This window comes from Mycobacterium sp. 852002-51613_SCH5001154 (assembly GCF_001667425.1).
Lineage (GTDB): Bacteria > Actinomycetota > Actinomycetes > Mycobacteriales > Mycobacteriaceae > Mycobacterium.
Genome location: NZ_LZII01000034.1, coordinates 48,605 through 75,487 on the forward strand (window position 1 = coordinate 48,605; position 26,883 = coordinate 75,487).

The 26,883-nt window shown below is 66.4% G+C and carries 30 protein-coding genes; 13 read left to right on the forward strand and 17 right to left on the reverse strand.

Features of this window, described 5'->3' with window-relative positions; translation table 11 throughout:
• Window positions 1–14: 14 nt before the first annotated feature.
• Genes A5750_RS08700 through A5750_RS08710 form a run of 3 tightly spaced genes read right to left on the reverse strand, consistent with a single transcriptional unit; the run spans window position 15 to window position 2,409 of the window.
• Window positions 15–860, reverse strand: coding sequence for a class I SAM-dependent methyltransferase (locus A5750_RS08700; RefSeq protein WP_066949512.1), 846 nt, complete (start codon window positions 858–860; stop codon window positions 15–17).
• A 20-nt stretch (window positions 861–880) separates the two neighbouring features.
• Window positions 881–1,906 carry an NAD-dependent epimerase/dehydratase family protein gene (locus tag A5750_RS08705; protein WP_067262074.1) on the reverse strand — a complete coding sequence of 342 codons (1,026 nt, stop codon included), beginning with the start codon at window positions 1,904–1,906 and terminating at the stop codon, window positions 881–883.
• Window positions 1,903–2,409 carry a nuclear transport factor 2 family protein gene (locus tag A5750_RS08710; RefSeq protein WP_067262146.1) on the reverse strand — a complete coding sequence of 169 codons (507 nt, stop codon included), beginning with the start codon at window positions 2,407–2,409 and terminating at the stop codon, window positions 1,903–1,905. Before A5750_RS08710 ends, A5750_RS08705 begins: the two co-directional genes overlap by 4 nt.
• Window positions 2,410–2,481: 72 nt before the next feature.
• On the opposite strand from A5750_RS08710, the gene msrA reads away from it, so the two are divergent.
• A complete protein-coding gene (gene msrA / locus A5750_RS08715) occupies window positions 2,482–2,994 on the forward strand; it encodes a peptide-methionine (S)-S-oxide reductase MsrA (RefSeq protein ID WP_066949340.1) in 513 nt (170 codons plus the stop codon).
• A gap of 15 nt (window positions 2,995–3,009) precedes the next feature.
• Here the strand turns inward: msrA and A5750_RS08720 are convergent, their stop codons facing one another.
• The gene (locus A5750_RS08720; protein WP_067262077.1) at window positions 3,010–4,335 is read right to left on the reverse strand and encodes a cytochrome P450; all 1,326 of its coding nucleotides are present in this window, start codon (window positions 4,333–4,335) and stop codon (window positions 3,010–3,012) included.
• A 131-nt stretch (window positions 4,336–4,466) separates the two neighbouring features.
• Here A5750_RS08720 and A5750_RS08725 point away from each other — a divergent pair, with 131 nt between their 5' ends.
• Genes A5750_RS08725 through A5750_RS08735 form a run of 3 tightly spaced genes read left to right on the forward strand, consistent with a single transcriptional unit; the run spans window position 4,467 to window position 6,379 of the window.
• Window positions 4,467–5,078, forward strand: coding sequence for a TetR/AcrR family transcriptional regulator (locus A5750_RS08725; RefSeq protein ID WP_067262079.1), 612 nt, complete (start codon window positions 4,467–4,469; stop codon window positions 5,076–5,078).
• A 40-nt stretch (window positions 5,079–5,118) separates the two neighbouring features.
• A complete protein-coding gene (locus tag A5750_RS08730) occupies window positions 5,119–5,331 on the forward strand; it encodes a molybdopterin-binding protein (protein ID WP_066949331.1) in 213 nt (70 codons plus the stop codon).
• A gap of 4 nt (window positions 5,332–5,335) precedes the next feature.
• Window positions 5,336–6,379, forward strand: coding sequence for a zinc-binding dehydrogenase (locus A5750_RS08735; RefSeq protein WP_067262081.1), 1,044 nt, complete (start codon window positions 5,336–5,338; stop codon window positions 6,377–6,379).
• A gap of 11 nt (window positions 6,380–6,390) precedes the next feature.
• Here the strand turns inward: A5750_RS08735 and A5750_RS08740 are convergent, their stop codons facing one another.
• Window positions 6,391–7,281 (reverse strand): alpha/beta fold hydrolase, encoded by an 891-nt coding sequence (locus A5750_RS08740; protein ID WP_067262084.1) that lies wholly within the window; start codon window positions 7,279–7,281, stop codon window positions 6,391–6,393.
• 29 nt (window positions 7,282–7,310) lie between these two features.
• Entirely contained in the window at window positions 7,311–8,546 is a 1,236-nt protein-coding gene (locus tag A5750_RS08745) for a sulfotransferase (protein ID WP_067262085.1), read from the reverse strand.
• Window positions 8,547–8,574: 28 nt separating this feature from the next.
• On the opposite strand from A5750_RS08745, the gene A5750_RS08750 reads away from it, so the two are divergent.
• Window positions 8,575–9,150 (forward strand): TetR/AcrR family transcriptional regulator, encoded by a 576-nt coding sequence (locus tag A5750_RS08750; RefSeq protein ID WP_067262086.1) that lies wholly within the window; start codon window positions 8,575–8,577, stop codon window positions 9,148–9,150.
• A complete protein-coding gene (locus tag A5750_RS08755; RefSeq protein WP_067262088.1) occupies window positions 9,147–10,259 on the forward strand; it encodes a DUF1214 domain-containing protein in 1,113 nt (370 codons plus the stop codon). The genes A5750_RS08750 and A5750_RS08755 overlap by 4 nt, the downstream gene beginning before the upstream one ends.
• 11 nt (window positions 10,260–10,270) lie before the next feature.
• On the opposite strand, the gene A5750_RS08760 is transcribed toward A5750_RS08755, so the two are convergent.
• From A5750_RS08760 to A5750_RS08775, 4 genes are read right to left on the reverse strand one after another with little or no spacing between them, the layout of a single operon-like run.
• On the reverse strand, window positions 10,271–11,311 hold the full coding sequence (locus tag A5750_RS08760; RefSeq protein WP_067262091.1) for an LLM class flavin-dependent oxidoreductase: 1,041 nt from the start codon (window positions 11,309–11,311) through the stop codon (window positions 10,271–10,273).
• Window positions 11,311–11,835 (reverse strand): SRPBCC family protein, encoded by a 525-nt coding sequence (locus tag A5750_RS08765; protein WP_197505386.1) that lies wholly within the window; start codon window positions 11,833–11,835, stop codon window positions 11,311–11,313. Before A5750_RS08765 ends, A5750_RS08760 begins: the two co-directional genes overlap by 1 nt.
• Before the next feature lie 52 nt (window positions 11,836–11,887).
• Complete coding sequence (locus A5750_RS08770) at window positions 11,888–12,994, reverse strand: acyl-CoA desaturase (protein ID WP_066949306.1); 1,107 nt, start codon at window positions 12,992–12,994, stop codon at window positions 11,888–11,890.
• 25 nt (window positions 12,995–13,019) lie between these two features.
• Entirely contained in the window at window positions 13,020–14,060 is a 1,041-nt protein-coding gene (locus A5750_RS08775; RefSeq protein WP_067262094.1) for a ferredoxin reductase, read from the reverse strand.
• A 158-nt stretch (window positions 14,061–14,218) separates the two neighbouring features.
• Between A5750_RS08775 and A5750_RS08780 the strand changes: the two genes are divergently transcribed.
• Entirely contained in the window at window positions 14,219–14,866 is a 648-nt protein-coding gene (locus A5750_RS08780) for a TetR family transcriptional regulator (protein ID WP_197503788.1), read from the forward strand.
• A gap of 40 nt (window positions 14,867–14,906) precedes the next feature.
• Here A5750_RS08780 and A5750_RS08785 read toward each other — a convergent pair whose 3' ends face one another.
• Window positions 14,907–15,311 carry a hypothetical protein gene (locus A5750_RS08785; protein WP_066949290.1) on the reverse strand — a complete coding sequence of 135 codons (405 nt, stop codon included), beginning with the start codon at window positions 15,309–15,311 and terminating at the stop codon, window positions 14,907–14,909.
• 47 nt (window positions 15,312–15,358) lie between these two features.
• A complete protein-coding gene (locus A5750_RS08790) occupies window positions 15,359–15,964 on the reverse strand; it encodes a GNAT family N-acetyltransferase (protein ID WP_066949288.1) in 606 nt (201 codons plus the stop codon).
• Between the two features lie 66 nt (window positions 15,965–16,030).
• Between A5750_RS08790 and A5750_RS08795 the strand changes: the two genes are divergently transcribed.
• Both A5750_RS08795 and A5750_RS08800 read left to right on the forward strand, forming a co-directional pair.
• Window positions 16,031–17,116 carry a F420-dependent hydroxymycolic acid dehydrogenase gene (locus A5750_RS08795; protein ID WP_067262096.1) on the forward strand — a complete coding sequence of 362 codons (1,086 nt, stop codon included), beginning with the start codon at window positions 16,031–16,033 and terminating at the stop codon, window positions 17,114–17,116.
• Between the two features lie 160 nt (window positions 17,117–17,276).
• The gene (locus A5750_RS08800) at window positions 17,277–17,855 is read left to right on the forward strand and encodes a hemerythrin domain-containing protein (protein WP_067262098.1); all 579 of its coding nucleotides are present in this window, start codon (window positions 17,277–17,279) and stop codon (window positions 17,853–17,855) included.
• A gap of 52 nt (window positions 17,856–17,907) precedes the next feature.
• Here A5750_RS08800 and A5750_RS08805 read toward each other — a convergent pair whose 3' ends face one another.
• Window positions 17,908–18,804 (reverse strand): manganese catalase family protein, encoded by an 897-nt coding sequence (locus A5750_RS08805; RefSeq protein ID WP_066949280.1) that lies wholly within the window; start codon window positions 18,802–18,804, stop codon window positions 17,908–17,910.
• 159 nt (window positions 18,805–18,963) lie between these two features.
• Here A5750_RS08805 and A5750_RS08810 point away from each other — a divergent pair, with 159 nt between their 5' ends.
• Both A5750_RS08810 and A5750_RS08815 read left to right on the forward strand, forming a co-directional pair.
• On the forward strand, window positions 18,964–19,662 hold the full coding sequence (locus A5750_RS08810; RefSeq protein ID WP_066949277.1) for a GAF and ANTAR domain-containing protein: 699 nt from the start codon (window positions 18,964–18,966) through the stop codon (window positions 19,660–19,662).
• A 37-nt stretch (window positions 19,663–19,699) separates the two neighbouring features.
• Entirely contained in the window at window positions 19,700–21,037 is a 1,338-nt protein-coding gene (locus A5750_RS08815; RefSeq protein WP_156664298.1) for an acyl-CoA dehydrogenase family protein, read from the forward strand.
• 72 nt (window positions 21,038–21,109) lie between these two features.
• Here the strand turns inward: A5750_RS08815 and A5750_RS08820 are convergent, their stop codons facing one another.
• The 4 genes from A5750_RS08820 to A5750_RS08835 form a co-directional block, all read right to left on the reverse strand.
• Entirely contained in the window at window positions 21,110–21,565 is a 456-nt protein-coding gene (locus A5750_RS08820) for a MaoC family dehydratase (RefSeq protein WP_066949274.1), read from the reverse strand.
• Window positions 21,566–21,911: 346 nt separating this feature from the next.
• Window positions 21,912–22,310 (reverse strand): DUF302 domain-containing protein, encoded by a 399-nt coding sequence (locus A5750_RS08825; protein WP_066949271.1) that lies wholly within the window; start codon window positions 22,308–22,310, stop codon window positions 21,912–21,914.
• A gap of 41 nt (window positions 22,311–22,351) precedes the next feature.
• Window positions 22,352–22,966 carry a DsbA family protein gene (locus A5750_RS08830; protein WP_066949268.1) on the reverse strand — a complete coding sequence of 205 codons (615 nt, stop codon included), beginning with the start codon at window positions 22,964–22,966 and terminating at the stop codon, window positions 22,352–22,354.
• Window positions 22,967–22,995: 29 nt separating this feature from the next.
• Window positions 22,996–23,280 carry a metal-sensitive transcriptional regulator gene (locus tag A5750_RS08835; RefSeq protein ID WP_067262102.1) on the reverse strand — a complete coding sequence of 95 codons (285 nt, stop codon included), beginning with the start codon at window positions 23,278–23,280 and terminating at the stop codon, window positions 22,996–22,998.
• A gap of 233 nt (window positions 23,281–23,513) precedes the next feature.
• Here A5750_RS08835 and A5750_RS08840 point away from each other — a divergent pair, with 233 nt between their 5' ends.
• Both A5750_RS08840 and A5750_RS08845 read left to right on the forward strand, forming a co-directional pair.
• Window positions 23,514–23,945 (forward strand): MmpS family transport accessory protein, encoded by a 432-nt coding sequence (locus tag A5750_RS08840; protein ID WP_067262109.1) that lies wholly within the window; start codon window positions 23,514–23,516, stop codon window positions 23,943–23,945.
• Window positions 23,942–26,860 carry an RND family transporter gene (locus tag A5750_RS08845; RefSeq protein WP_067262110.1) on the forward strand — a complete coding sequence of 973 codons (2,919 nt, stop codon included), beginning with the start codon at window positions 23,942–23,944 and terminating at the stop codon, window positions 26,858–26,860. Before A5750_RS08840 ends, A5750_RS08845 begins: the two co-directional genes overlap by 4 nt.
• The last annotated feature ends 23 nt before the right edge of the window (window positions 26,861–26,883 follow it).

The following is a 26,883-nucleotide window of genomic DNA, read 5'->3' on the forward strand; positions in this document are numbered from 1 at the left end:
CGCCGATAAAGGCTTCAACACGAGCCGGCGCCCGACGCTTCCCGATCAGGCACCCCGAATGCGTAGCGGTGATATTGGGACATATTGGCCATGGCCGGAACGACTGCCATGACCCTGCCCATCACGTGGTAGATGCGCGGAAGCCGCTCGAAGGTCTCTGATTCAAACCACCGCACCCAGGAAAGCAGTCGAGTGCCGTGCACCGCCTGGAGGATCTCGCCCGGCCCGTCGATGCCCCAGCTCAACTTCGACCCGGACCGGCGCACCACCGCGTTCATCCACTGCGACTTGATACCCGTCCGGTTGAACGCGTCGAATTGCAGCTCGCCGCGTTCGAAGCGATCAACGACCCGTTGCAGCAGCGCTATGCCGTCCTGTTGGGACAGATACATGGTCAACCCTTCGGCGAGCATCAGCGCGGGCCGGTCGTCGGGTATCTCCGCCAGCCAGGCTGGATCGGTTACCGACGCGGCGACGACGTGACAGTGCGGGGCAGCCGGGTAGAGCCGGGAGCGCAGGTCCGCGACGTCGGGGTAGTCCACGTCGTACCACTCCACCAGCGGGCTCGGCTGGAGCCTGAAATATCGGCCGTCCAGTCCGCAACCCACATGCAGGACAACCGCACTCGGATGCGCGTCAAGGAATTGGCGAGCCCACATGTCGAAGTGCGCGGTGCGAGTCGTCACCGACGATGAATTGCGCGCGGTGATAGTGGTCTTCGTCCAGTCGTAGTCGATCCGCTCGACGACCTCTTTGGCATAACGGTCGCCCAGAATCGGGTTCGGCAGGTCGGCGTCGACCGCCTTTGCATACAGCGTCGCCAGCATCGTCTGCGGCGGCCCGTCGAGATCGACGCGTATTCGGTCCACGGCCCGGGCGTCTATTCGGGCTGTGCGGCCGGGCTGGTCTTTCGCGGACTGCGCATGGCGGCCCAGAACCGGGCGGCCTCGCGGATCGACTCCTCGACCGGGCGCGGCTGCCAACCCAATTCGCGCTTGGCCTTGCCGCTGTCCACGTTGGCCTCGGCGCGCATCATGCGCACCGACGCGAGGCTGAGTTCGGAGTCCTTGCCGGTGAGCCGGGCCTTCAGGCTGCCCAGCGCGGAAAGGGCGTAGAGCATCGGGACCGAGATCGAGCGTTGCGGCGCCGGCACCCCGGCCTCGTCGGCCGCGATGCGCACGACGTCGTTCAACGCGATCATCCGCTCGGAGACCAGGTACCGCTCGCCGATGCGGCCGCGTTCGGCGGCCAGGATCATGGCCCGCGCGGCATCGTCGACGCCGACGACTTCCAGCTGGATGCCCTTCATTCCGAAGGGCAGCTTGCCGAACACGGCGCCGGCGATGAAGGCACCGTGCGGCGTGCCGCCCCAGTCACCGCTGCCGTACGTCGTCGACACGCACATCGCGATGGCGGGCAACCCCGCCTCGGCCACGTACCGCATCACCAGGTCTTCGGCCTGCACCCGGGCCTGCACGTAGGGGGTCTGTCCCCGCGGGCTGATCACGTCGTCTTCGGTCGCCACGTGCCCGTGCCGCCGGCCCACCGTCGCGTAGGTGCTCGTGAAGATGAACCTGCGCAGGTCGGGTTGGCTGACCGCGACATCGAGAACGTTGCGCAGGCCCTCGACGTTGGTGCGAAACAGCGGCGCGGGGTCACGCAACCATGCGCGGGTGTCGACCACGCAGTAGTAGACGTCGTCCACACCGTCCATCGCCTCGCGCAACGTGGCGTCATCGAAAACGTCGCCGTGAAAACGGGTGAGCTCGAGGTCATCGATGGAGCGGGTGTTGGCATTCGGGCGCACCATCGCCCGGACCTGGAAACCGTCCGCGACGAGTTGGCGGGTGACGTGGGAACCCAGAAAGCCGTTGGCGCCGATGACCAATTTGGGTTTGCTGCTCACTGGGATCCTCCGTATTGCTGCATCCACCGCGCGGCGTCCTCGTCGAGCGTGCCCAGCGCCTGGGCCTTGCGGCACCACTTCATCCCGGCCTTCAGGAAACGCAGCGGGTTGTAGATGTCTTCTTCACGGCTCCACTGGCCGTCGCCGGCATACGTGATGATCGTGATGTTGGTCGCGCTGATGACGCTGCCGTCGCCGGGGTCGCGCATCGGGTTGTCCAGTTCGAGGATGACCCGCCCGGTGGGCTCGTCGATCACCGACCACAGCGTGGGGAACGCGACCATGTGGCTGCCGGGGAAGGTCGTCATCGTTTGCTTGATCCACTCGCGCACCTCGTCGCGGCCGCGCATGGTGCCCGCCGCATGCTCGACGTACTCGACGTCGGGCGTGTACTGCTCGACCCAGGCGTCCCAGTCGCGCGTCTCGGCGGCCCGGGCGACCGTCTCCTCGAACCTCTCGAAGGCGGCGGCCAGTTCGGTGCGGGAGAACGAACGGGTAGTCATTTTGCGGCACCGTTGCAGCTCATCGGCGGAGTGTAGCCTGGGCGGCATCGTGACCCGTGAGGAGGACGAGCAATGGCAACCCAAAAAGCGATACTTGCCGGCGGATGTTTCTGGGGGATGCAAGAACTCATCCGCAAGCAACCGGGTGTGGTTTCGACGCGGGTCGGCTACACCGGCGGCGACGTCCCGAATGCGACCTATCGCAATCACGGCACGCACGCCGAGGCCATCGAGATCGTCTACGACCCGGCGGTCACCGACTATCGCACCATGCTCGAGTTCTTCTTCCAGATCCACGATCCGACAACGAAAGACCGCCAGGGCAATGACCGCGGGCCCAGTTACCGGTCGGCCATTTTCTACCTCGACGAGGAGCAGAAGCGGATTGCGCTGGACACCATCGCCGATGTTGAGGCGTCCGGGTTGTGGCCCGGCAAGGTGGTGACCGAGGTCAGCCCGGCCGGGGATTTCTGGGAGGCCGAGCCCGAGCACCAGGACTACCTGCAGCACTACCCGAGCGGGTACACCTGCCACTACATCCGCCCGGGCTGGAAACTGCCGCGCCGGGCCACCGCGGACCAGTAGGCGCCCCGTTCCGGCTTAGCGCCGGTGCACCACGACCCGGCCGCCATCCTTCGGCGTGTAGGCGACGCCCCGCCCGTGCCAGCGCTCCCCCGGCGCCGTCGTGGTTTCAAGGGTGAAGTGGCGCAACACCGTTCGCAGCACCAGGTCCATCTCCATGTTGGCGAACGCAGCCCCCACACAGCGGCGGGTGCCGCCGCCGAACGGAATCCACGCGAAGGCCGACGGCTTGGTCCCGACGTACCGTTGCGGGTCGAAGCGCTCCGGATTCGGGAACACGTCGGGATTTTCGTGAATCTGCGCGATGCTCACCAGGATTGATTCGCCGCGGGGAACGATCCACTCCCCGAGTTGATAGCGCGGCGGATAGACGCGTCGGGCCGCGAAATCGATGACGGTCCGGGCCCGCTGGACTTCCAGGATGGTCGCCTGTCGGAGCTCCTGGCCGCCATTGTCGGCCTCCTCGACCAGGGCCGCCAGCACGTCCGGATGCCGCGTCAGCCGTTCGAACGCCCAGCCCAGCGTGGAGGCGGTCGTTTCGTGCCCGGCGGCCAGCAGCGTGAGCAGTTCGTCGCCGATGTCCTTGCGCGACATGGCGGAACCGTCGTCGTAGGTGCTGCGCAGCATCAGTGCGAGCACGTCGGAGCGCTCGTCGAAGTTCGGATCGGCCCGCTCGATTTCGATCAGCCTGTCGATGATGGTGTCGTACTGGCGGCGCCACTCGTCGAGCCGCCCCCACGGGGTGAAGCGTCCGTAATTGCGTTGCGGTTTCGGCATCGTCGCCATCCGCGAGCCCAGCGTGACCCACGGCGGGATGAGCCGGCGCAGCTCGTCGAGTTCGGCACCCTCGGCCCCGAAGACGGCGCGCAGGATGGCGTTGAGCGTGATGCGCATCATCGACGGCAGCGTCGGGAAGGCCTCGCCCTCCGGCCAGCCGGCGGTCTCGCGCAAGGTCTCTTCTTCGATGATCGCCTCGTACTTCTTCATGCTCTTGCCGTGGAACGGCGGCGCCAGCAACCGCCGCCGCCGGCGGTGGTCCTCCCCGTCGAGCGCGAACACCGAGCCGGAGCCGAACAGCCGGCTCAGGTTGGGCTGGATGTTGCCGAGCTCGTCCGGGCTGGTGGTGAAGATCTGCTTGGCCAGCTGCGGGTCGGCGACCACCACGACCGGGCCGTAGATGGGGAGGTTCAGCGTGAAGACGTCACCGTGCCTGCGGGCCAGCCGCTGGATCATCCCGCGCCGCGACATCGCAAAACCCAACCCCTGCAACAGCTTTGGCAGCCTGGTCGCGGGGGGCAACCGGACGGGCATGGTTGCCGGTGGGGCGGTGACGGCTTCACTCATGACGGGCTACTCCCCATTTCTGCCCCGGGCCCCCGGGGTGGTACCGCGGTGTACCAGAACCTTTGAGGATACGGTACTCTGTGGTACCAGACCTGACAAGGGTGCCGCACCGACCGAAAGGGGCGCCGGCCGTGACATCAGCGGCGACAGCAACGGCTGACGAAGCGGTTGTCGGCGACCCGTTCCGGCTCCGATTGCTCGACGGCCTCGCCACCTCGATCGCCGAGCGCGGCTACCGCGCCAGCACCGTCGCCGACGTCGTTCGTCACGCCCGGACGTCCAAGCGCACCTTCTACGATCAGTTCGCGAGCAAGGAAGAGTGCTTCCTGGAGCTGCTGGGGTCCGACAACGAAAAGCTCGGCGCGTGCATCGCGGCAGCGGTCGACCCCGAGGCCGATTGGCATCAGCAGATTCGTCAGGCCGTCGAGGCCTACGTCGGCCACATCGAATCCCGGCCGGCCATCACGCTGAGCTGGATCCGGGAGCTTCCGTCGCTCGGTGCCGCCGCCCGCCCGGTGCAGCGCCGTGGGCTGCAGCTGCTGTCCAGCCTGCTGATCGACCTCAGCGCCAGCCCCGGGTTCCAGCGGGCCGAACTGCCCCCGCTGACCGCGGCGCTGGCGGTCATCCTGCTGGGCGGTTTGCGCGAACTCACCGCCCTTGCCGTCGAAGACGGAAAGCCGGTGCGGGAAATCGTCGAGCCGGCCGTCGACGCCTCCATAGCCCTGCTCGGCCCGCGACACTAGGCTCCATCGCATACCCCTCAACCAAGCGGAGGACCTCGCGATGCGGCTATCAACCCGAAACCAGCTCAAGGGAACCATCACCGAGGTCGATCTCGGGACCGTGATGGCGATCGTGAAGGTGAAGCTCGACGGCGGCGACCAGGTCGTCACCTCCTCGGTCACCAAGGACGCCGCGACCGATCTCGGCCTCAAGGTCGGGCAGCCCGCAACCGTGTTCATCAAGTCCACGGAAGTCACCATCGGCGTCGACTAACCCCATGGCGACGACGATGCGCGCCGAGCGCTTTTACGCGGACACCAAAAGGGTTGCGCTTGAAGACGTTCCAATACCCGAGCCCGGTCCCGGCGAAGTCCTGGTCAAGGTCGCCTTCTGCGGCATCTGCCACCCCGACCTGAGCCTGATCAACGGCACCTTCCCGGCTCAGCGGCCCGTGGTGATCCAGGGCCACGAAGCGTCGGGCACCATCGCGAAGCTGGGCCCCGACGTGACCGGCTGGGCCGAGGGCGACCGCGTCGTGGTTGCCGCCGGCCGGCCCTGCCAGAAATGCGCGAACTGCCGGCGCGGTGATGTGGTGAATTGCCTGCGGATCCAATTGATGGCGTTCGCTTACGACGGGGCTTGGGCCGAGTACACCGTGGCTCAGGCGGCGGGCCTGACCCGGGTACCGGACAACGTTCCGCTGGAGCAGGCCGCGATCCTGGCCGACGCGGTGTCCACCCCGTTCGGCGCGGTCGTCCGGACCGGGAAGGTCGCGGTCGGCGAGTCGGTCGGCGTGTGGGGCGTGGGCGGCCTAGGCACCCATATCGTCCAGCTCGCACGGTTGGTCGGTGCCGTACCGATCATCGCCATCGACGTCAACCCCGCCGTCCTGGAGCGTGCCCTGGCCGTGGGCGCGGACTACGCGTTCGACTCCCGTGACGACGGGCTCAGGGACAAGATCGCCGACGTCACCGACGGCCGGCTGCTGGATGCGGCCTTCGACGCCGTCGGGCTGAAAGCGACGTTCGAGCAGGCGCTCGATTTGCTCACCCCGGGCGGCCGCCTGGTGGGCGTCGGCATGAGCGCGCAGGCTCCGACCATCGGACCCACCTCCCTGTTCGGCTTGACCCGCAAGCAGGTGCTCGGTCACCTGGGCTATCAGAACGTCGACATCGAGACCCTGGCGAAGCTGGTTTCGGCTGGTCGCCTTGACCTTTCACGGTCGATCAGCGAGATCGTCGCCCTGGAAGACGTGGCGCACGGCATCGAGATACTCGAGCGTCAACAGGGCAACCCCATCCGTATCCTCGTCCAGCCCTGAGGCGCCGGCGGTTAACCTTCGCCGCGCAGGAAGGACCGTAGCCGGTCGAGCACGAGCTCGGGCCGCTGGTCGATGATCCAATGGCCGACGCCGTCGACCAGCTCCACCTCGAAATCGCTGATGTGGTCGGCATATCCGTCGGTCAGATCCGCCGTGATCACCGGGTCTTCGGTACCGGTCAGCCAGCGCACCGGCACCTCGACGCGGGCGTCGGCGTACTCGCCGCGCATCCAGCTCAGCATTTCCCCGGTCTGGAAGCTGCGATACCATCGGGAACCCGCCTCGGCGTGGCCGGGCTGGCGCATGCACTCGGCATAGATTCGGAGGTCGTCCTCGGGCAGTGCGAAACCGCCACCCACCCATGACCCGAGCAGACGGCTCGCCCTCGAGTTGAGATTGCCGACCATCCGCGGCCCGATGACCGGCAGTGAGATCGGGATCTGATACCAGAGCCGCCAGATATTCCTAACCGCGCGCAAATCACGTTTCACCCAGGGCGCCACCGTGTTCACGCCGAAGAAACCGGTCACCTTTGCCGGGTGGCGCAACATCATGATGAACGCGACCGGCCCGCCCCAGTCGTGGGCGACGAGCTTGACGGCCTTGACATTCAGGCGATCCAAGACGGCCGCCAGATCGTCGGCCATCTCGGCCTTGGTGTAAGTCGATCGGGGCGCCGAGCTCCAGCCGGCGCCGCGCAGGTCGGGGCACAGCACGCGATAGCCGTCGCCGGCCAGCGGCCCGATCAGGTTGTGCCATTCCCACCAGTTCTGGGGGAAGCCGTGCACCAGCATCACCGCCGGCCCGTCGGCCGGACCCGCGTCCGCGACATGGATCGTCACACCGCTCCCCAGATCGACATACCTGTGTTCGACACCGTCCAGCGCGGGCATAGTGACCATGAATTGAGAACGTAGCGGCCCGCCGCCGGTTAGGCCAGGAACCGCTCGACGTACGGCGCGAAGCGGCAACGCAGGTCGGCCTCGTCCAACCCGAACATCTCGCAGGACGTCGCGATGTTGCCGAGCCGGCCGCGGCGGTGACCGGCCAGGTACTCGTCGATCGCCGTTCGAACCTCGTCGGTGAACGGCTCGCCGGCCAGGACGTATACGCGTTCGGCGACGCCGATTTCGTCGGTCATGAAGTCGTCGAACCGGACGTCGACCGAGCGTTGCGGGCCGATGGTTTCCCGGTCGCGGACCAGGGCGGTGAGCATGTGCTCGAGGCGGTCGATCCACGACGCCGCGATCCGTTCCACGGGGACCGGCGACCGGTGCATGCGTGCGGAGTAGGTGATCATCGCGATCATCGACAGCGCCACCGGCACCGGGTCGCGGTGCGTGAAAACCACGATGCTGCCGGGGAATACGCGATCGAGCACCGGCACCTGCTCGAGGTGCTGGGGCGACTTGAGCAGCCAGCGCCGCCCGCCCCGCAAGAACTGCATGGCCCTGAGTTGCCGGGCGAGGTACTCGTAGTGCGGCGTCTGGTCGTGGGCCTGGTAGTACTCGCGCCAGGGCGGCACGTCGGCCAGCGTCTCGAACAGCATGGTCGAGAAATCGTTGGCGAGCAGTTGGATCTCCTCGTGGACGTGCTCGGTGGTCATCTCGTGCATCAGCGGGAAGTGCGGCATCACGGTGTTGATCAACCCGACCGCGAGGTCCATCCGCGCCCGGCGGGGATCCGGCTCCATCCCGGCCTCGGCCGGCAACGGGAACGGTTCGACGCTTTCCCAGTAGGGCATGGTGCGAAAGGTGGGCGGCGCCGCCAGCAGGTTGTGCAGATGCGTGGTGCCGGTGCGGGGCAGGCCGGCGATCACCACCGGCGGCTGCAGCTCGATGTCGTCGATCTCCGGATGCCGGCGCACCAGGTCGGTCAACAACAGCCGGTTCTTGAGCAACTGCAGCAGCTGCCCGAAGAAGTTCACCACCCCGGCCTCGTGCAGCCCGTCGATGTCGCGCAGCGCCGCGAGGTAGACCTCGAGCCGTTCGCGATAGTCGTCCGCACCGAAGTCGTCCAGGCCGGTGTCCGCGGCCGCCCTCGCATGCAACGCCTCGGCATCCAGCGGGCAGTCCGGCGCCAGCGAGGCCATCATGTCGAGCAGTTGTTGCGCCTCGGCGCCGAAGCGGGGCGTGGCGAGGTCATCGAGGCGAACGGCGGCGGTCACGGCGACTTATGTTACTCTCAGTTTCGTAATGGTAGTGGATTTTGGCCGGCCCCGTGACCCACGCATCGACGGCGCGGTGCTCAGCGCGACGGTCGAGCTGCTCGCCGAAACCGGTTATGCCGGGCTTTTGGTCTCCGCGATCGCCGAACGCGCCGGCACCAGCAAGCCCGCGATCTACCGGCGCTGGCCGAGCAAGGCGCACCTGGTCCATGAGGCGGTGTTCCCCATCGGTGTCGCGACCGAGCTACCCGACACCGGCTCACTGCCCGAGGATCTACGCGAAATGGTCTGTCGCTCAATGGCTTTCCTGACGACGCCGGCCGCCAGGGCGGCCTTGCCGGGTTTGGTGGGCGAGATGACCGCGGACCCGACCCTGCACTCGGCGCTGCTGGAGCGATTCGCCGGCGTCATCGGCGGCGGCCTGACCGAGTTGCTGGAGCGGGCCGCGGGCCGCGGCGAGGTCCGGCCCGAGGTGACCGCCACCGAACTCACCGATGCCATCGCCGGCATCACCCTGATGGGCCTGCTCACCCGTGTCGGTGAGCTCGATGAGGCCTGGGTCGATCGCACAACCACGTTGCTCCTGAAGGGAATCCGCGCATGACGCACGAAACGACGGCCGCGTGGCAGGAATTGCTCGCCACCCTGGGCACCCTGGACCGCTCCTTCCTGGGGGGAGACCGGGCGGTGACCGACGACCGCCACATCGCCGACGGCTATCGCATGCTCGCCAGCACACTCGGCGTGGCATTCGACGCCTACCTCTTCCCCGAGCCCGGCCGACCCCAGTTCGTCGCGGTGAACACGCCGTTCCGCCGCGACCGCCGCTGGGGTGGCGACAACACCGACGCCTACTACTTCATGTGTCCGGTCGACCCGAAGCGCCGCTACCGCATCAGCGGCAATCGCGGTGACAGCGTGTACTTTTCGGTGACCGCCTACAACGAGCCGTCACCGGGCGCGTGGTCCGACCGGGTGGTCGCGATCGTCCGCGACAGCGATCTCGACGTGGCCGCCAACGGCGACTTCGCCTTCGAACTCGGCCCCACCCCCGACGCCGCCGTGCTGATGACCCGCGACTACCAGGCCGACCCGCTGACCGGCCACCCCGTCACCTGGCGGATCGAGGCGCTCGACGATCCGGAGCCGATTCGGCACGGCGACGCCGAGGCTGCCGCGAGCCTGCAGGCGGTCGCAACCTGGTTGCGCACCATGTTCGCGATCGTGCCGCTGACGGTAGGGACACGTGCCGACGACGACCATGCCCTGGGGCACGAAACCGCGCACACGGCAAATCAATTCGCCGATCCCTATCAGGTTCCCGACGCAAACTTCGGCTGGTCGGCCCGCGACGCCTGCTACTCATATGGCAGCTTTGTGCTCGCTGACGACGAAGCGCTGGTGATCACGCACCGACCGCCCGCGTGCAGGTTCTGGAACCTGGTGGTGTGGAACCAATTCATGGCCACCTTCGGCGCCGCCGAGGGCCCGGACGCCCGCTGTTCGATCAACGGCCACAGCGCCGCTCTCAACAGCGACCGCTCGGTGACGATCGTCTTGTCCGGCGATAGAACCGGCCACCCGAATTCGCTGACCACGCTGGGCTATCCCCGCGGTAACCTCGCCTTCCGGTGGTTTCTCGCCGACGGGGTGCCGGAGCGGCCGGAGGTGGAACTGGTGAAGGTGGCACAGGCGCCGACGGAGACCAGCTAGCCCGCCGGCACTCAGATTTCGCGAACCAACTCGATGGCGCGCCCGAGCGTGCGAAGCTTCGCCTCCAGTGTGTCGCCGGCCGGGTACAGCCGCACGGTGTTCACGCCGGTGTCGCGCCACACCGCAAGCCGCGCGCGGACCATCTCCTCGGTGCCGATCAGCGTGGTGGCCAACACCATGTCGTCGGTCACCAACGCGGCCGCGCCGTCGCGGTCGCCCCGCTGCCAGCGCTCGCGCACCTCGGCGGCGATGCCGGCCCAGCCTTGCCGGCTGTAGGCCTGGTTGTAGTAGTTCGTGCTCGATGTCCCCATCCCGCCCAGGCTGAACGCAAGCTCCTTCTTGCGGCCGGCGACCATGGCGTGCAGCTCATCCTCGTCCGCGGCGAACGCAACCTCGGCGCCCTGGCAGATGTCGACCTCGGCGCGCGAGCGGCCGGCGGCGGCCAGGCCCTCGTCGAGATGCGAGAAGTAGGCGGCGCCGGCGCCCTCCGGGACGAAGCTGGTGCCCAGCCACCCGTCGGCGACCCGCCCCGTCAACCGCAGCATGGCCGGAGACAGCGCGGCCAGGTAGATCGGAATGGGATGCTCGGGCCGGGTCGACAACCGCATCGGCACCCCTTCGCCGCCGGGGAGCGGGATCTGAAACTGCTTGCCCGAGTACGAGAGTTTGTCCCCGGTGAACACCTTCCGCACGATGTCGACGGTTTCGGAGATGCGGGCCAGCGGCGCGCTGAACGAGACGCCGTGCAAGCCCTCGATCACCTGGGGACCGGACGCGCCCAGCCCGAGCAGAAAACGCCCACCCGACAGGTTGGATAGCGTGATGGCGGTCTGCGCGACCATGACGGGCGATCGAACGCCGACCTGCAGGATGCCCGAGCCCAGCAGGATCCGTTCGGTCCGCGCCGCGAGGTAGCCCAGGGCCGAGGGCGCGTCGGAGCCCCAGGCCTCGGCCACCCAGCACACATCGAGGCCCAGCTTCTCCGCCTCGACGACGAAGGCCGCGGTGTCCCGGCCGGCACTCGAAAACTCGACCGTGGTGGCGGTGCGCATCAGCGCACCCCGTGCTCGGCCAGTCTCTTGATCGCCGCGAGCGTCTTGCCGATCGCGGCCTCGAACTCGCGCATCCGCACGAACACGATCTTCTGTTCCTTGTCGGGCATCGATTCGATGGCGACCGACAGCCCCGAACGTCCCGGACCCATCTGCATCCAGTAGCTCAGCGCCGTGCCGCCATCGCGGGAGTTCAGCCGGAACCGCCACATCGCCGCGGGGTTGTCGGGTTCCCCGACGGCCCAGGCGAATTCGCGTGGCTCGTCACACGCGACGATTTGCGAAGTGGTGGTCCATTTCCCGAACGCGTCGTGCTCGTTGTGCCCGATGAAGCGGGCGCCCACGCGCGGGCCGTCGGCACCCTCGGCCCACTCCACGGCCTGCAGCTCGTTGCTGAGCGTCGGCATCAGCTTGATGTCGGAGACCAGGCTCCACACCCGGGCCGGCTCCGCATCGATCCATGTCGATGCCTCCACCGTCGGTTTGTCCGCATACCGCGCGCCGGTCCATTCCACGCAGCCCATTGTGCCCCCGCACGTGAATGCCCGGCTCAGGTGCGGGGGCCGTGGGCGGCTGTCAGGCGGCCGTGGGCACCGGATCGGCCGACCGGTCGGAGCTTGACTTGCGCAGGACCGAGTCCGGGAAGGTGAGCCGGACGATCTTGCGGACGACGGTGCCGAACTGCCGCAGCAGCGGGCCGCGGTTGTAGGGGATGCCGTAGCGCTCGCAGATCGCTTGCACCTCGGGTGCGATCTCGGCGTAGCGCCGGGCCGGCATGTCCGGGAACAGGTGGTGCTCGATCTGGTGGGACAGGTTGCCGGACAGCAGATGAAAGAGCTTGCCACCGGTGAGGTTTGCCGAACCGAGGACCTGGCGGAAGTACCACTGGCCGCGCGACTCGTCTTTGGTCTCCTCGACGGTGAATTCCTGGGTGCCGTCCGGGAAGTGGCCGCAGAAGATGATCATGTAGGACCAGACGTTGCGCATCAGGTTGGCCGAGAGGTTGCCCGTGAAGACGAACGGCGCGAAGGGACCGGCCAGCAACGGAAAGGCCACGTAGTCCTTGAGCGTTTGCCGACGGGTCTTCTTCCAGATCGCGCGCAGCACGTCTCGTTTGTCGGCCAACTCGATTTCGCCGGAGCGGATTCGCTCGGTTTCCAGTTCGTGCAGTGCGACGCCGTACTGGAACAACACCATCAGCAAGAAGGCGTAGAGCGGGTTGCCCAGGAAGTACGGCTGCCAGCGCTGGTCTTCGCTCATCCGCAGGATGCCGTAACCGATGTCGCGGTCCATCCCCACGATGTTGGTGTGGGTGTGGTGCATGTAGTTGTGCGAATGGCGCCACTGATCGGCCGGGCACGCGGTGTCCCACTCGAAGGACCGGCCGGAGATGTTCGGGTCACGCATCCAGTCGTATTGGCCGTGCATGATGTTGTGGCCGATCTCCATGTTGTCCAGGATTTTCGACAACCCCAGCATCGTGGTTCCCAGCAGCCAGGCGGGCGGCAGGAACAACAGCGCGCGGCCGCCGACTTCCAGCGCCCGCTGGGCCTTGATGACGCGGCGGATGTAGTCGGCGTCCTCAGCGCCGAGGCTGGCCATCACGCGTTCCCTGATGGCGTCCAGTTCGCGGCCGAATGCGTCGGCCTGTTCGGGGGTCAGGTTGATCTTGTTCTGTGTCATGGCTTTTCCTCCAGGGTTGGTTGGGCTAAAGCGACAGGTCCACATCGCCGACCGGGACGGACACACAGATCTGCACGTCCTCGTCGGGGCCGGTCGAGACCGCGCCGGTGATCAGGTTGCGCACCGTGCCGGCGGTCTTCCGCCGCGTGCAGGTGTGGCAGATGCCCATCCGGCAGCCGTTTTCGGGTGACAGGCCGGCCGATTCCGCCTGTTCTAGCAGCGAACGTCCGTCGTCAACGACATCGACTCCGCTGTCGGAGAACGTAACCCGCCCCCCCGAGGGATTGGCCGGCGCCTCGAAGGAGGGTGGCACGAAGCTCTCCGTGTAGACGTTGTCGCAGTGCTTTCGGACGGCGTCGACCAAAGGCGTTGGCCCGCAGACGAACACAGCATCGGGTGACGGCATCGCGGCGGCCAGATGCGCGGCGTCGAATCGGCCGGTGAGGTCGCCGCCCTCGGCTCGGGTGTAGCCGTGCAGCACCCGGACGCCGGGCAGCGTCGCGAGTTCGTCGCGGTAGCACGCATCGCCCGCGTTTCGTGCGTAATGGATGAACGCGATCTCGCCGGGGTGCCCCTCGGCGACCAGGGTGCGCACCATGGCCATCACCGGGGTGATGCCGCTTCCGCCGGAAACGAACAAGATCCGGCGGGGTCCTTTCGGCCCCGGCTGCGGCAACACGAAGTCGCCACCGACGCCGGCCAGACCGAACACCATGCCGGGCCGGGCGTGTTCGTACAGGTAGTTCGAGACCAGCCCGCCGTCGTGCTGTCCGATCGTCAGCTCGAGGTGGGCGGCCCCCTCGGCATTGGCCGGGGAATAGCAGCGGGTGTGCCGGCGGCCGTCGATTTCGACGGTGAGGTTGACGTACTGGCCGGCTTTGACGGTATGGGCGGATGCGAAGCTGTCGTTGGGAGCGAGGGTGAGGGTGACGCTGCGCGCGGCGCTGCGGCGCACTTCGATCACCTTGGCGCGGGCCTCCCCCAGCGTCCAGGTCGGCGCCACCAGCTCGGTGTACCGGTCGACGCCGTGCGGGCCGGTGAGGAGATCGAGAAGGTCTGAACCCAAGCTCGCTTCCGAAAAGTCCGAGCGAAAGTTCGACCCGAAGTCTGAGCGGTTTGAGTGAACATATGTACACCGTGGGACCATACCCCCCGGTCAGTCAAGGGTTTCCGCAGGTCTGTGGTAGGGTTCACATAGTGAACAGCCGTACTCCTAGCTCACGGGTGCGCGGTTCTGGTCGCGAGCGCTCGCGCGAAAGTCGGTCGCGTGAGGAGCGCAAGGAGGCGACCCGTCGCGCAATCATCGCCGCGGCACTCAAGCTGCTGCAGGACCGCAGCTTTTCCAGTCTCAGCCTGCGTGAGGTGACCCGTGAGGTCGGGATCGTGCCGGCCGCGTTCTATCGCCACTTCGAGTCGATGGAGGCCCTTGGGCTGGTTCTGATCGACGAGTCATTCCGAAGCCTGCGCGACACCCTGCGTGACGCGCGTGCCGGCAAGCTCGACCCGAACCGGGTGATCGAATCATCAGTCGAAATTCTGGTCGCCAGTGTCGCGCAGCGGCGGGAACACTGGCGATTCATTGCTCGCGAACGCAACAGCGGGCTCAGCGTGCTGCGCTACGCCATCCGCACCGAGATCCGGTTGATCACGTCCGAGTTGGCCACCGACCTGGCGCGCTTTCCACGGCTGCACGAGTGGACCACCGAAGATCTCAACGTGCTCGCGACCCTGTTCGTCAACGCGATGATCGTGATCGCGGAGGCGATCGAGGATTCGCAGAGCGCCGAAACGCTGGAAGACATTCGGCGGCTCGCCGTCAAGCAGTTGCGGATGATCGCCATCGGCATCGCCGGCTGGAAGAGCAAGCCTTAGTCGCGCCGCACCTGGAGTGAACAGTCGAACACTGGCTACCTCAGTCCGTCGTCTGAGTGAAATCCGGCGCCCTGTTCTCATCGACGACCTCATACAGCGACTGGCCGTCTTCGGGCGCTCCATCGATCTGGCCCCGATGGGCGCGTCCGGGAGGACCGTCGGCGAGCGCGTCCACACCCTCCCCGGGCAAGTCGGGCGAGATGTCCGGTTCCTCCTCCGCGAGCCGGGCATCCAGCGATTCGCCCTCACGCTCTTCTCGCGCGGTCATGCCAAACCGGTTCGCTTCGCTCCAGCCCTCGGGCGGGTCGACGACGACGTCGCCGTCGTCGTTGTGCAACTCGTCGGAGTCGGTACCTTCGCTCGCGTTCAACGTGTCACCGGGACCGCCCTCCTCGGGGAAGTCCGCAGGATCCACCAGCTCGTCGGCTTGGGGGTTTTCGCTCATGCGGGAACGGTTGCCCGCGGGATCGGGGGGCTAAACGCAACCCGCCCCTAGCGCGGCGACCGCCACATCGCCCACATGGTGGGACCGCCATCGGGGACGACGATCTCGCGGGTCACCGTGAAGCCGAAACGTTCGTAGTACGGCACGTTTTCGGGCTTGCTCGACTCGAGGTAGGCCGGACAGTATTCGGCGTCGCACCGATCCAGCCGCGACCGCATCAACGCCTGCCCGAAGCCCTGCCCGCGGACCGAGGGGTCGCTCCCGATCACGGCGAGATACCAGTGCGGCTCTTCGGGATGCATGCGCTTCATGAGCTCCTGCAGGCCGCGCGCCCTCGCGGTACGAAGGCCGAACACCCGCAGAAACGTCGGAATCATCGCCAGTTCGCCCCGCCGGGTCTCGCGCCACTGATTCGGCGGATCCCACAGCGCCGCCGCGCCGATGTCCGGGCCGGCGCAAGCCACCTCGACGCCGCCGCAGCCCAGATGGTGGTGGCGGGTCATCGTTGCGAACAACCGGTGCAGGTTGGCGGCCCGGTCCTTCGGGTCGGGCAGCAGCCAGGTCGTCACCGGGTCGTCGTAGAAGGCCCGGCCCAGGGTGCGCGACAGCTCGCGGACATCGGCCTTGCGCGCCGGGCGTGGCTGGGGAGTCACCCGAGTCAGGCTAGCGGGTGAGCCACATCCGGGTGTCATGACCGGAGCAGCGGGTACGTTAGGGCGGTGACCGGCGTTTCGCGTCGCGCATTCGGGCGGATGGCCGCCGCAGCGGGCATGCTCGGCACAGCCAGCTGCGGGCGCCCGGGTAACGACCACGCCGCACCCGCCGCCCCGCCACCGCCCGCGGTCAAGCGGGTGGGCGTGGTGCTCTCGCACGAACAGTTCCGCACCGACCAGCTGGTGGCACAAGCGCAGGCGGCCGAACAGGCCGGCTTTCAGTATGTCTGGGCCAGCGACCACATTCAGCCGTGGCAGGACAACGAAGGCCATTCGATGTTCCCGTGGCTGACGCTGGCGCTGGTGGGCAACGTCACCAGCCGCATCGCGTTCGGCACCGGAGTCACCTGCCCCACATACCGTTATCACCCGGCAGTGGTGGCACAGGCGTTCGCCTCGCTGGCGATCCTCAGCCCCGGCCGGGTGTTCCTGGGTGTCGGTACCGGGGAACGGCTCAACGAACAGGCGACCACAACCGCGTTCGGCAAATATGCCGAACGCCACGACCGTTTGGTCGAGGCAATCAGCCTGATCCGCCAGTTGTGGAGCGGATCGCGAACCTCGTTCGCCGGCCGGTACTTTCAGACCAACGCGCTGAAGCTATACGACACACCGTCCACACCGCCCCCGATCTTCGTGGCGGCCAGCGGACCCAAGAGCGCAACTGTGGCCGGTCAATACGGAGACGGCTGGATCGGTCAGGCCCGGGATGTCACGAACCCCGCACTCGTGGCCGCATTCAGCGCCGGTGCGGAGGCCTCCGGCCGCGACCCGGGCAGCCTGGGCAAGCGCGCGGAGCTGTTCGCTGTCGTCGGCGATAACACCGAGGCGACGACGGCCGCCGGCCTATGGCGCTTCACCGCCGGCGCCGTCGACCAGCCGAATCCAGTCGAAATACAGCGTGCCGCGGCGGTCAATCCCATCGACAAGGTGCTGGCCAATTGGACCGTCGGCACCGACCCCGCCCCCCACATCAAGGCGGTGCAAGCGGTCCTGGACGCCGGCGCCGTGCCGTTTCTGCATTTCCCCCAAAGCAATCCGCTGACGGCCATCGACTTCTACCGCACCAACGTCTTGCCCCAGTTGCACTAGACGGACCTGGACTCGACCGCCTACCCCGACGAGACCGGTTGAAACGACGGTGTTTTGCCGCAACCGCACCGGAGTTTGCGCCGCTGGCAGCAGTTTCAACGCCCCGGGCCCGGGTATCCGCAGGCCACTTCGAGTGACAAGCCCAACTGGAAGGCAAGGCATGGATGCAATCACTTTTCTTCGCCAGGACCACAAGAGTGTCCTCGGTCTGTTCGAGACGCTCGACGGGGCGCCGTCGGGCTCGGGCGCCGAGGCGAGCGGCCTGGAAACGATGGTGAACAACCTCATCATCGCCGAGTCGCAGCACGAAGCCATTGAGGAGCAATTCTTTTGGCCGGCGGTCCGCGACGCGCTAGGCGACGGACTCGTCGACAAGGCGATCGAGCAGGAGCAGGCCGGCAAGCAGCTGTTGCAGCGGCTCGAGGACGGCAAGCCCGGCGAGCCGGACTATCACGAGGCGCTGCAGGAGTTCGTGCGCGCGGGCCGCGAACACATCGCGTACGAGCAGGACGTGGTCTGGCCGCAGGTGGAGCTGGCGATCAGCCGAGAAGAGCTGGAGAAGATCGGCGAAAAGCTGGAGCAGGCAAAGAAAATCGCGCCGACCCGGCCCCATCCGGACACCCCGCCAAACCCCACCGTGCTCAAGACGATGGGCTTGGGGGCGGCAATCGTCGACCACATGCGCGACGCGTTGACCGGCCGTGCGGACGACAACCCGCCGGACCCGCAGGTCAAGTAGGAGACTTGAAGGCCGGGCGCTGGATCCTCAGCGCCCGGCCTCTTTGTCCCAATTAGCTTGTTGGAACGTGCTGTTCGTGCGTGAAGGGCTTCTCGGCCTTGATGGCGGGTGAGCCCTGCGGGTTCTGCTGTGCACCCTGGTTCTGGCGAGTGCTGCCGCCGAGCCACTGCTGTTCGGGCTTCTCGACGTACTCCCATGACATGCCCTTCGGCCACGGCCCCTGGCCCTCGTTCCACGGGCCGCGAATCGATTCGCCGCCACCGTTGGACATGTTGAACGCGACGTTCTGGAAGCGCGGGTCGCCCGGCAACTGCCCCGGCGGGAAGTTCACCGGAAGCTCATTGAGCGCGGCGGTGAACTGCTGATAGTGCGTCACCTCGCGGGTCATCAAAAAGTTGAGGGTGTCCTGCACGCCGGGATCGTCGGTGTACTGCTTGAGGTACTCGTACACGATCTTCGCGCGCGATTCGGCCGCGATGTTGTTGCGCAGGTCGACCGTCGGGTCACCATTGGCATCGATGTAGGCGCCGGTCCAGTTGTTTCCCCCGGAGTCCTTGACGTCCGGCCCACCGCCGCTGAGCACCAGGAACAGCGGGTTGACCGATACCGAATGGATGATGCTGTCCCGGCCGTCGCCGCTGGCCACCGCCGGCATCCAGTCGCATTTCTCGTGGGCGATCTTGAGGTTGTCGTTGAGCCCGTCGAGCAACATGGTGATCATCGATCCGACCATTTCGAGGTGGCTGAGTTCTTCGGTCGCGATGTCCATGAACAGGTCGTACATCTTCGGGTTCTTCTGCCGCAGCACGAACGCCTGAGTGAAGTACTGCAACGCGGCGGTGAGTTCGCCGTTGGCGCCGCCGAATTGGTCCATCAGCAACGTCGCGAACCGCGGGTCCGGCCGGTCGACGCGGACCTCGAATTGAAGATCTTTGTTGTGTACGAACACTTGGTCTCCCTTGGCTTGTCGAGAAGGTTATGGTTTCGCCGGGTACCCGCGGCCTTCGCCGCCAAACGGCGGTGACAGCAACTTCCGGCGCGGGCCGCCCAGCGCCGCGGACCGGTGTGCGGGTGACGCGACGGCGGCCATAGTGGACAATCCGGTCCTATGGAGTTATCGGACCCGAATGCCCGGCACCAGTTGGCCGTGCGCATGGCCGAACTGGCCCGCGACACCGCCGCGCCGCGCTCGCTCGCTCATGTCCTGAACGACGTGACCAACACCGCCGTAGCGCTGATACCGGCCGCGGACGTCGCCGGGGTGTTGCTGATCAAGGGGGGCGGGGACTTCGAATCGGTGGCCGACACCGACAGCCTGGCTGCGGAGCTCGACAAGCTACAACACGACTTCAATGAGGGGCCCTGCCACGACGCCGCCCTGAAACAGACGATCGTGCGGACCGATGACCTCCGCAATGAACCCCGCTGGCCAAATTATGCGCCGGCGGCTGTGGAACGCGGCGTGCTGAGCAGCCTGTCGTTCAAGCTGTATACCGCCGAGCGCACGGCGGGAGCGCTGAACCTGTTCAGCCATAAGGCCAACGTCTGGGACACCGAGGCCGAAACCATCGGCACCATCTTCGCCGCACACGCGGCGTCGGCGATCATGGCCAGCCGCCACGGGCAGCAGATGCAATCGGCCCTGTCGACGCGCGACCGGATCGGCCAGGCCAAGGGCATCATCATGGAGCGCTACAACGTGGACGAACTGCGCGCGTTCGACCTGCTCCGTCAGCTATCCCAGGAGAGCCAGGTCAAGCTCGCCGACATCGCGCAGCGTGTCATCGATACTCGCCGCGAAGACTGACCCCGCCGCCGCCATCTACGATGGGGTGGCTTCATCGATGAGTCCGGCGCGACGCAGCGCCGGGGAACGGGTGGCCACCGTGTGGGACTTCGAAACGGACCCGGAATATCAGGCAAAGCTCGACTGGGTCGAAAAGTTCATGGTCGACGAGCTCGAACCGCTCGATCTGGTCGCTCTCGACCCCTATGACAAGAAGAACGCCGAGATGATGGCGATCCTGCGGCCGTTGCAGCAGCAGGTGAAGGATCAGGGCCTGTGGGCCGCGCATCTGCGGCCGGAGCTCGGCGGCCAGGGCTTCGGCCAGGTCAAGCTCGCGCTGCTCAACGAGATCCTCGGCCGTTCCCGCTGGGCGCCGTCGGTGTTCGGCTGCCAGGCGCCCGATTCGGGCAACGCCGAGATCCTGGCGATGTTCGGCACCGACGATCAGAAGGCCCGTTACCTGCAACCGCTGCTCGACGGCGAGATCACCTCGTGCTATTCGATGACCGAGCCGCAGGGCGGTTCCGATCCCGGACAGTTCGTCACCGCCGCTACCCGCGACGGCGACTACTGGGTGATCAACGGGGAGAAGTGGTTCTCCACCAACGCCAAGCACGCCTCGTTCTTCATCGTTATGGCGGTGACAAACCCCGAGTCGCGCACGTACGACAAGATGTCGCTTTTCATCGTCCCGGCCGAGACACCGGGCATCGAGATCGTCCGCAACGTGGGCGTGGGAGCCGAGTCGTCGGCGCGCGCCAGCCACGGGTATGTCCGCTACACCGACGTGCGCGTCCCGGCCGACCACGTGCTGGGCGGCGAGGGTCAGGCGTTCATGATCGCGCAAACCCGACTCGGCGGCGGGCGCATCCACCACGCGATGCGCACGATCGCTCTGGCGCGCAGCGCTTTTGACATGATGTGCGAACGTGCCGTGTCCCGAAAGACGCGGCACGGGCGACTGTCCGATTTTCAGATGACCCAGGAGAAGATCGCCGACAGCTGGATACAGATCGAACAGTTCCGGCTGCTGGTGTTGCGCACCGCGTGGCTGATCGACAAGCACCACGACTACCAGAAGGTGCGCCGCGACATCGCGGCGGTCAAGGTGGCCATGCCCCAGGTGCTGCATGACGTCGTGCAACGGGCCATGCACCTGCACGGCGCGCTCGGCGTCTCCGATGAGATGCCGTTCGTGAAGATGATGGTGGCGGCCGAGTCGCTGGGCATCGCCGACGGCGCCACCGAACTGCATAAGATGACGGTGGCCCGCCGCACCTTGCGCGAATACCAGCCGGTCACAACGCCATTCCCGTCCGCGCACATACCCACCAGGCGCGCGGAAGCCCAAGCGCGGCTGGCCGAGCGGCTCGAGCATTCCGTCGCCGAGTTCTGACCCGGCTGCACTTAAATCACGCGCACGACACGCCGTAAAGCGCTGCCGTAGTTTAAGTTTCGCGGCAGGAGGTCACGACACGTAGCGAACGATGGACTCGGCCACACACGCCGGCTTTGGCGCACCCTCGATCTCGACGGTCGTCGACATGGTCGCCTGCACGGCGCCGTTTCCGATGTCATCGACACCGACCAGCGACGTCTGCGCGCGCACCCGGGAGCCGACCGGAACCGGGGCGGGGAAGCGAACCTTGTTGAGGCCGTAGTTGATTGCGAGCTTGATGCCGTTGACCGTGTAGATCTGGTGCTGCAGGCGCGGCAACAGGGCCAGGGTCATGAAACCGTGGGCGATCGTCCCACCGAAGGGACCGGCGGCGGCGCGTTCCGGGTCGACGTGGATCCACTGGTGATCGCCGGTCGCGTCGGCGAACAGGTTGACGTCTTCCTGGGTGATGGTCACCCAGTCGCTGTGGCCGATGGTTTCGCCGGTAGCGGCCGCGAGTTCGGCTACTGATTCGAAGGTGCGCATAGAGGTTCTCCTTGAGTCCGGGCGCTAAGAATAGCGCCGGGGTCCTGGTGCCAGATCAGCCATCCCGGCCCGCCGCACGCACGATCCGGTTTGGCGGCGCATACGCGGGGAACCCGTCGGAAGTCACGACCCGCACCGGAAGGAAGCAAATGGGGGACCCGAAGGGCCACAAGACAGAGTCCGACGTCGAACCGGAGGCTCACGAGTCACGGTCACGCGCCGCGGCCGGAGAGGCCGACGGCTCGTACGTGGGAGCGGCTGGTCCCGACGATTCTTTCGATGCCGGGGAAACGGGTGCCGAAGCGCGGAGCCAGCAAGGCTGACCCCATGGACCACAGCGAATCGGTTACCGAAGCGCGCCGATCGCGGCCTGCAATTTGGTGGTGGCCTGATCCGCAACCTCCTGCAGGGCCCCCTGCTCGCCTGTCACCTTAACCATGAGTTGCGGGTCCATCGCTTCGACGAGAACCGCATCGCTACCGGCGGGGTCGGTTCGAACCACGACGTTGCACGGCAGTAACTGGCCGATCTGGCGGTGAATGCCCAGCGCGCGATGCGCCAACACCGGGTTGCAGGCACCCAGGATCACATAGTCCTCCATGTCCTCCCCGAGTTTGTTTTTCAGGGTGGCTTTGACGTCGATCGTGGTCAGCACCCCGAAGCCCTGTTCGGCCAGAGCTTCCGTTGTCCGTTTCACCGCGTCGTCGAACGAGGTGTGCAACGTGGTGGTCAGCCCTGCAGTCATCGTTTTCTCCTCTTTCCGGTTCTCATCTGTGACGTGTGGCGCTAGGCGGCGGCGCGTGGCCGCTGCAGCTGGGCGAACTGGGGAACCGAACCCAAGGTGGCGACCGCATCGAATACGGCGATCGAGTCCGCGGCGTCGGGCACCGCGGTCAGGACCGGCCCGAAGAACGCGTGCCCGTCGATCCGCAGGATCGGGCTCCCCCCGGTTTCGCCGAGCGCGTCTTGCGCCGCCTGGTGTCCACGTCGCACGACGTCGTCCAGCGATGTGTCCGAGGTGGCCGCGGCGGTGGTGTCTCGCGCACCGGCGGCGGTCAACACGTGGGCGACGAGACTGTCGTCAAGGGGTTCGGAGCCGTCGAAGTACCGTTCACCAAACGCGAAGTACGCGGCGGTCCATCCTGCGGCGCCGCTTTCGCGCGCGATGGCGGCCATCAGCCGGCCAACTTGTTGCGAGTCGCGCATGCGGGCCTGCTGAGGGGCCGGAAGTTCTCGCCCCTCGTTGAGCACCGCCAAACTCATCAGCTGCCAGTCGACAGCCATGCCGGTCTTCTCGGCAACGGCGCGAAGCCACCGTGCGGTGTTCCACGAGAACGGGCACACCGGGTCCAACCAGAGTGTGACCGTCGATCCGGCTCGACCGCTGTCAGCAGGGTTCATTGCGCTTCCCTCTCGTCGGCACCGGGCCGTCAGGCCAGGCTCAGGAACAGTTTTTCCAGCTCATCGATCGACACGGCCGGCCTCTCGGTGGGACTACCCTCCGGTCGGGCGATGCAGTCGCGCAGCCCCGAGGCAATGATCTTGAAGCCGGCGCGATCCAGCGCCCGCGATACCGCGGCCAGTTGGGTAACGACGTCCTTACAGCTGCGGCCCTGCTCGATCATCGCGATGACGCCGCCGAGCTGACCGTGTGCGCGACGCAACCGGGCCAGGACGGCATCCATGTCGCCGGGGTCGTGAGCTTCGTTTGCCATGACTCCTTCATACCATACCCACCGGGGTATACCGGGCCGATTGATAATACCCCGGGGGGTATGGTACGAATTGAGTTGCGGTTGATGCCGCGACTCTTGGGTACCGGTCACGCGAACACGCGCGACGTGTGCCCGCTGGCCCTCAGGTGCGGGCCAAATGGCCCTATTCGTTGGGGCGATGCGGGCTGAGACTCCGTACCAGAACGACCAGGTCACGAGGGAAGGAAACGTCAGTGTCCACGTTTCTCAGACGGGCGTGGGTGCCGTTGGTCGTCGTGGCGGCAGTCGCCCTCGGCGGCATTGCCGTCGAGCGGCTCCGCGGCGTCTTCGGGTCCGACGCGATCTTCACCGCGACGGGCCGCAGCGCCGAACCACTCGAACCCTCGCACATCAAGCAAGTGACCTACGAGGTCTACGGCCCCAGCGGCACAACGGGAACCGCGAGCTACCTCGACAACAACGCGCAGCCGGAACAGGTGGACTTCGCCACGCTGCCGTGGACCTTCACGGTCACGTCGACGGTGCCCGCCGTGATCGCCAGTGTTGTGGCGCAAGGCGACAGCGACAACATCGGGTGCCGCATCACCGTCAACGGTGTGGTCAAGGACCAGCGCTCCTCGGCCGGGCGCCACGCCCAAACTTCCTGTCTGGTGAAGGCCGCATGAACACCGATACCGAGGCCCGTCCGAAATTCATGCGGTTCGTCCGCAGGTTCGCGTGGCCCATCATCATCGGCTGGCTATTACTCACCGTCGCCCTGAACGTGCTCGTGCCGCCGATCGAGTCGGTCGCACGCAATCACGCGGTGACGATGTCGCCCCAGGACGCTCCGGCGATGATCGCAGCCAAGCGCATGGGCGCAACGTTCCACGAGTCGGACTCCGACAGCATCGCGATGATCGTCCTGGAGAGCGATAAGCAGCTCGGCGACGAGGCGCACCGCTATTACGACTCCTTGGTGCGCAAGCTGCAGGCAGACCCCAAGCATGTGCAGCACGTCCAGAACGTCTGGGGCGATCCGCTCACCGCCGCCGGTGTCCAGAGCCGCGACGGCAAGGCCGCCTACGTCCAACTCAACCTGGCCGGCAACCAGGGCAGCACCCAGGGCAACCACTCGGTCGACGCGGTGCGGAAGATCGTCGACAAGTCAGAGCCCCCCAAGGGACTCAAGGTCTACGTCACCGGTCCGGCCCCCCTGAACACGGACATGAACGAGGCCGCCGACAAGAGCATGTTCAAGATGATGGGCGTCACGGGTGTGGTCATCATGATCATGCTGTTCATCGCCTATCGTTCCGTCAGCACGGTTCTTCTGGTCCTGGTCATGGTCGGCTTCGAGATGGGCACGGCCAGGGGGCTTGTCGCGCTGCTTGGAAACAATGAGCTGTTGGGATTCTCGACGTTCGTCGTTGCGATGCTGTCCTCGTTGGCGATCGCGGCGGGCACGGACTACGCGATCTTCCTCATCGGGCGTTACCAGGAGGCGCGTCAGGCCGGTGAAGACCGAGAAACCGCCTACTACACGATGTTTCGCGGGACCTCACACATCATCTTGGGCTCGGGATTGACGATCGCCGGTGCTACGTTCTGCCTGCACCTGGCGCGCCTGTCGTACTTCAAGGCACTGGGCATTCCGTCCGCCTTGGGCCTGCTCGTCGTCGTGGCGGGAGCGATGACCGCGGCCCCCGCCGTCGTCGCGGTGGCAACCCGGTTCGGCCTGCTCGACCCGAGACGGATGATCAAGACGCGCGGCTGGCGGCGCATCGGCACCGCCACCGTGCGCTGGCCCGGTCCGGTTTTCGCGGCCTCGCTGGTCATAGCGATCGTCGGCATTCTCGTCATGCCGAGCATGAAGGTCAGCTACAACGACCGCTTCTACATACCCCGCGGCCTCCCGTCGAGCGTCGGGTACGCGGCAGCGGAGCGCCATTTCAGCGCCGCCACAATGAATCCCGACATCCTGATGATCGAAAGCGATCACGACATGCGGAACAGCGGCGACATGATCATCCTCGACAGGCTTGCCAAAGACATCTTTCGCTCACCCGGAATCGCGATGGTGCAGAGCATCACCCGGCCGCTGGGCGGCCCTATCGAGCACACCTCCATACCCTTCCAGATCAGCGCCCAATCGATCCCGATCCAGCAGAACCTGCAGTTCATGCGGGACCGCACCGACGACATGCTCAAGATGAGCGACGACCTTGGCGCCATGATCGTCTCGATGCAGCGGATGCAGGGCTTGGTCGGGCAGATGAGCGGCGCAACCCATCACATGGTCGGCGACATGCACGAGATGCAGGCCACGCTGGACGAGATGCGCGACCACCTTGCGGATTTCGACGATTTCGCTCGGCCGTTCCGCAGCTATCTGTATTGGGAACAGCACTGTTTCAACATCCCGGTGTGCTGGGCTGCGAGGTCGGTGTTCGAGGCGATCGACGGTGTGGACAAGTTCAGCGAGAACATGAGCACCCTGATCAATGACGTGAACAACGTCGACGCGATATTGCCCCAGATGCTCGCCGAGTTCCCGCCGATTATCGCCGTCGCCCAGTCGATGCAGGGGACTCTGCTCACCATGCACAGCAGCTTCTCCGGTCTGGTCACCCAGATGGCGCAGATGACCGACACGGCGAGCGCGATGGGTCAGGCCTTCGACGCTTCCCGCAGTGGCGACTACTTCTACCTGCCGCCGGAAGCATTCCAGAATACCGACTTTCAGCGCGGCCTGAAGCTTTTCCTGTCGCCGGACGGCAAGGCCGCCCGCTTCATCATCACCCACGACGCGGACCCGGCGACGCCTGCGGGCATCTCGGCGGTCATGCCGGAATTGGCCGCCGCACATCAAGCGGTGAAGGGTACGACCCTGACGGGCGCCAAGTTCTACCTCGCGGGCACGGCGGCCATCTACCGCGACATCCAGTCGGGCTCCCACTACGACCTGCTGATCGTGGGGCTCGCGGCGCTGACGCTGATCTTCGTCGTGATGCTGATCATCACGCGTGCGCTGGTCGCATCCCTAATGATCGTCGGCACAGTGCTGCTCTCGTTGGGTGCCGCCTTCGGGCTCTCGGTGTTGGTGTGGCAACACCTGTTGGGACTGGAATTGAACTGGATCGCACCGGTATTCGGGCTGATCATCCTGCTGGCGGTCGGATCCGACTACAACCTGCTGCTGGTTTCCCGCTTCCAGGAGGAGATCGGAGCCGGACTGAAGACCGGCATCATCCGCTCCATGGGCGGGACGGGTGGCGTGGTCACCTCGGCGGGCCTGGTCTTCGCCTTCACCATGATGTCGATGGTCGCCAGCGACCTGCGCTCAATCGGCCAGGCCGGCAGCACGATTGGTCTCGGCCTGCTGTTCGACACGTTGATCGTGCGCTCGTTGATGACGCCGTCGATCGCGGCGCTGCTGGGGCGGTGGTTCTGGTGGCCGATGCGCGTGCGGCCCCGCCCCGCCAGCGCCATGCTGCGGCCCTTCGGACCCCGTCGCCTCGTTCGTTCCCTCCTGCTCGGCGAGGAGGCCGACGCGCCAATCACCAAGCCCGAAAAAACGATGGCGTCGACGGCGAGGTAACGACCAGGGTCGCGGCAAGATGG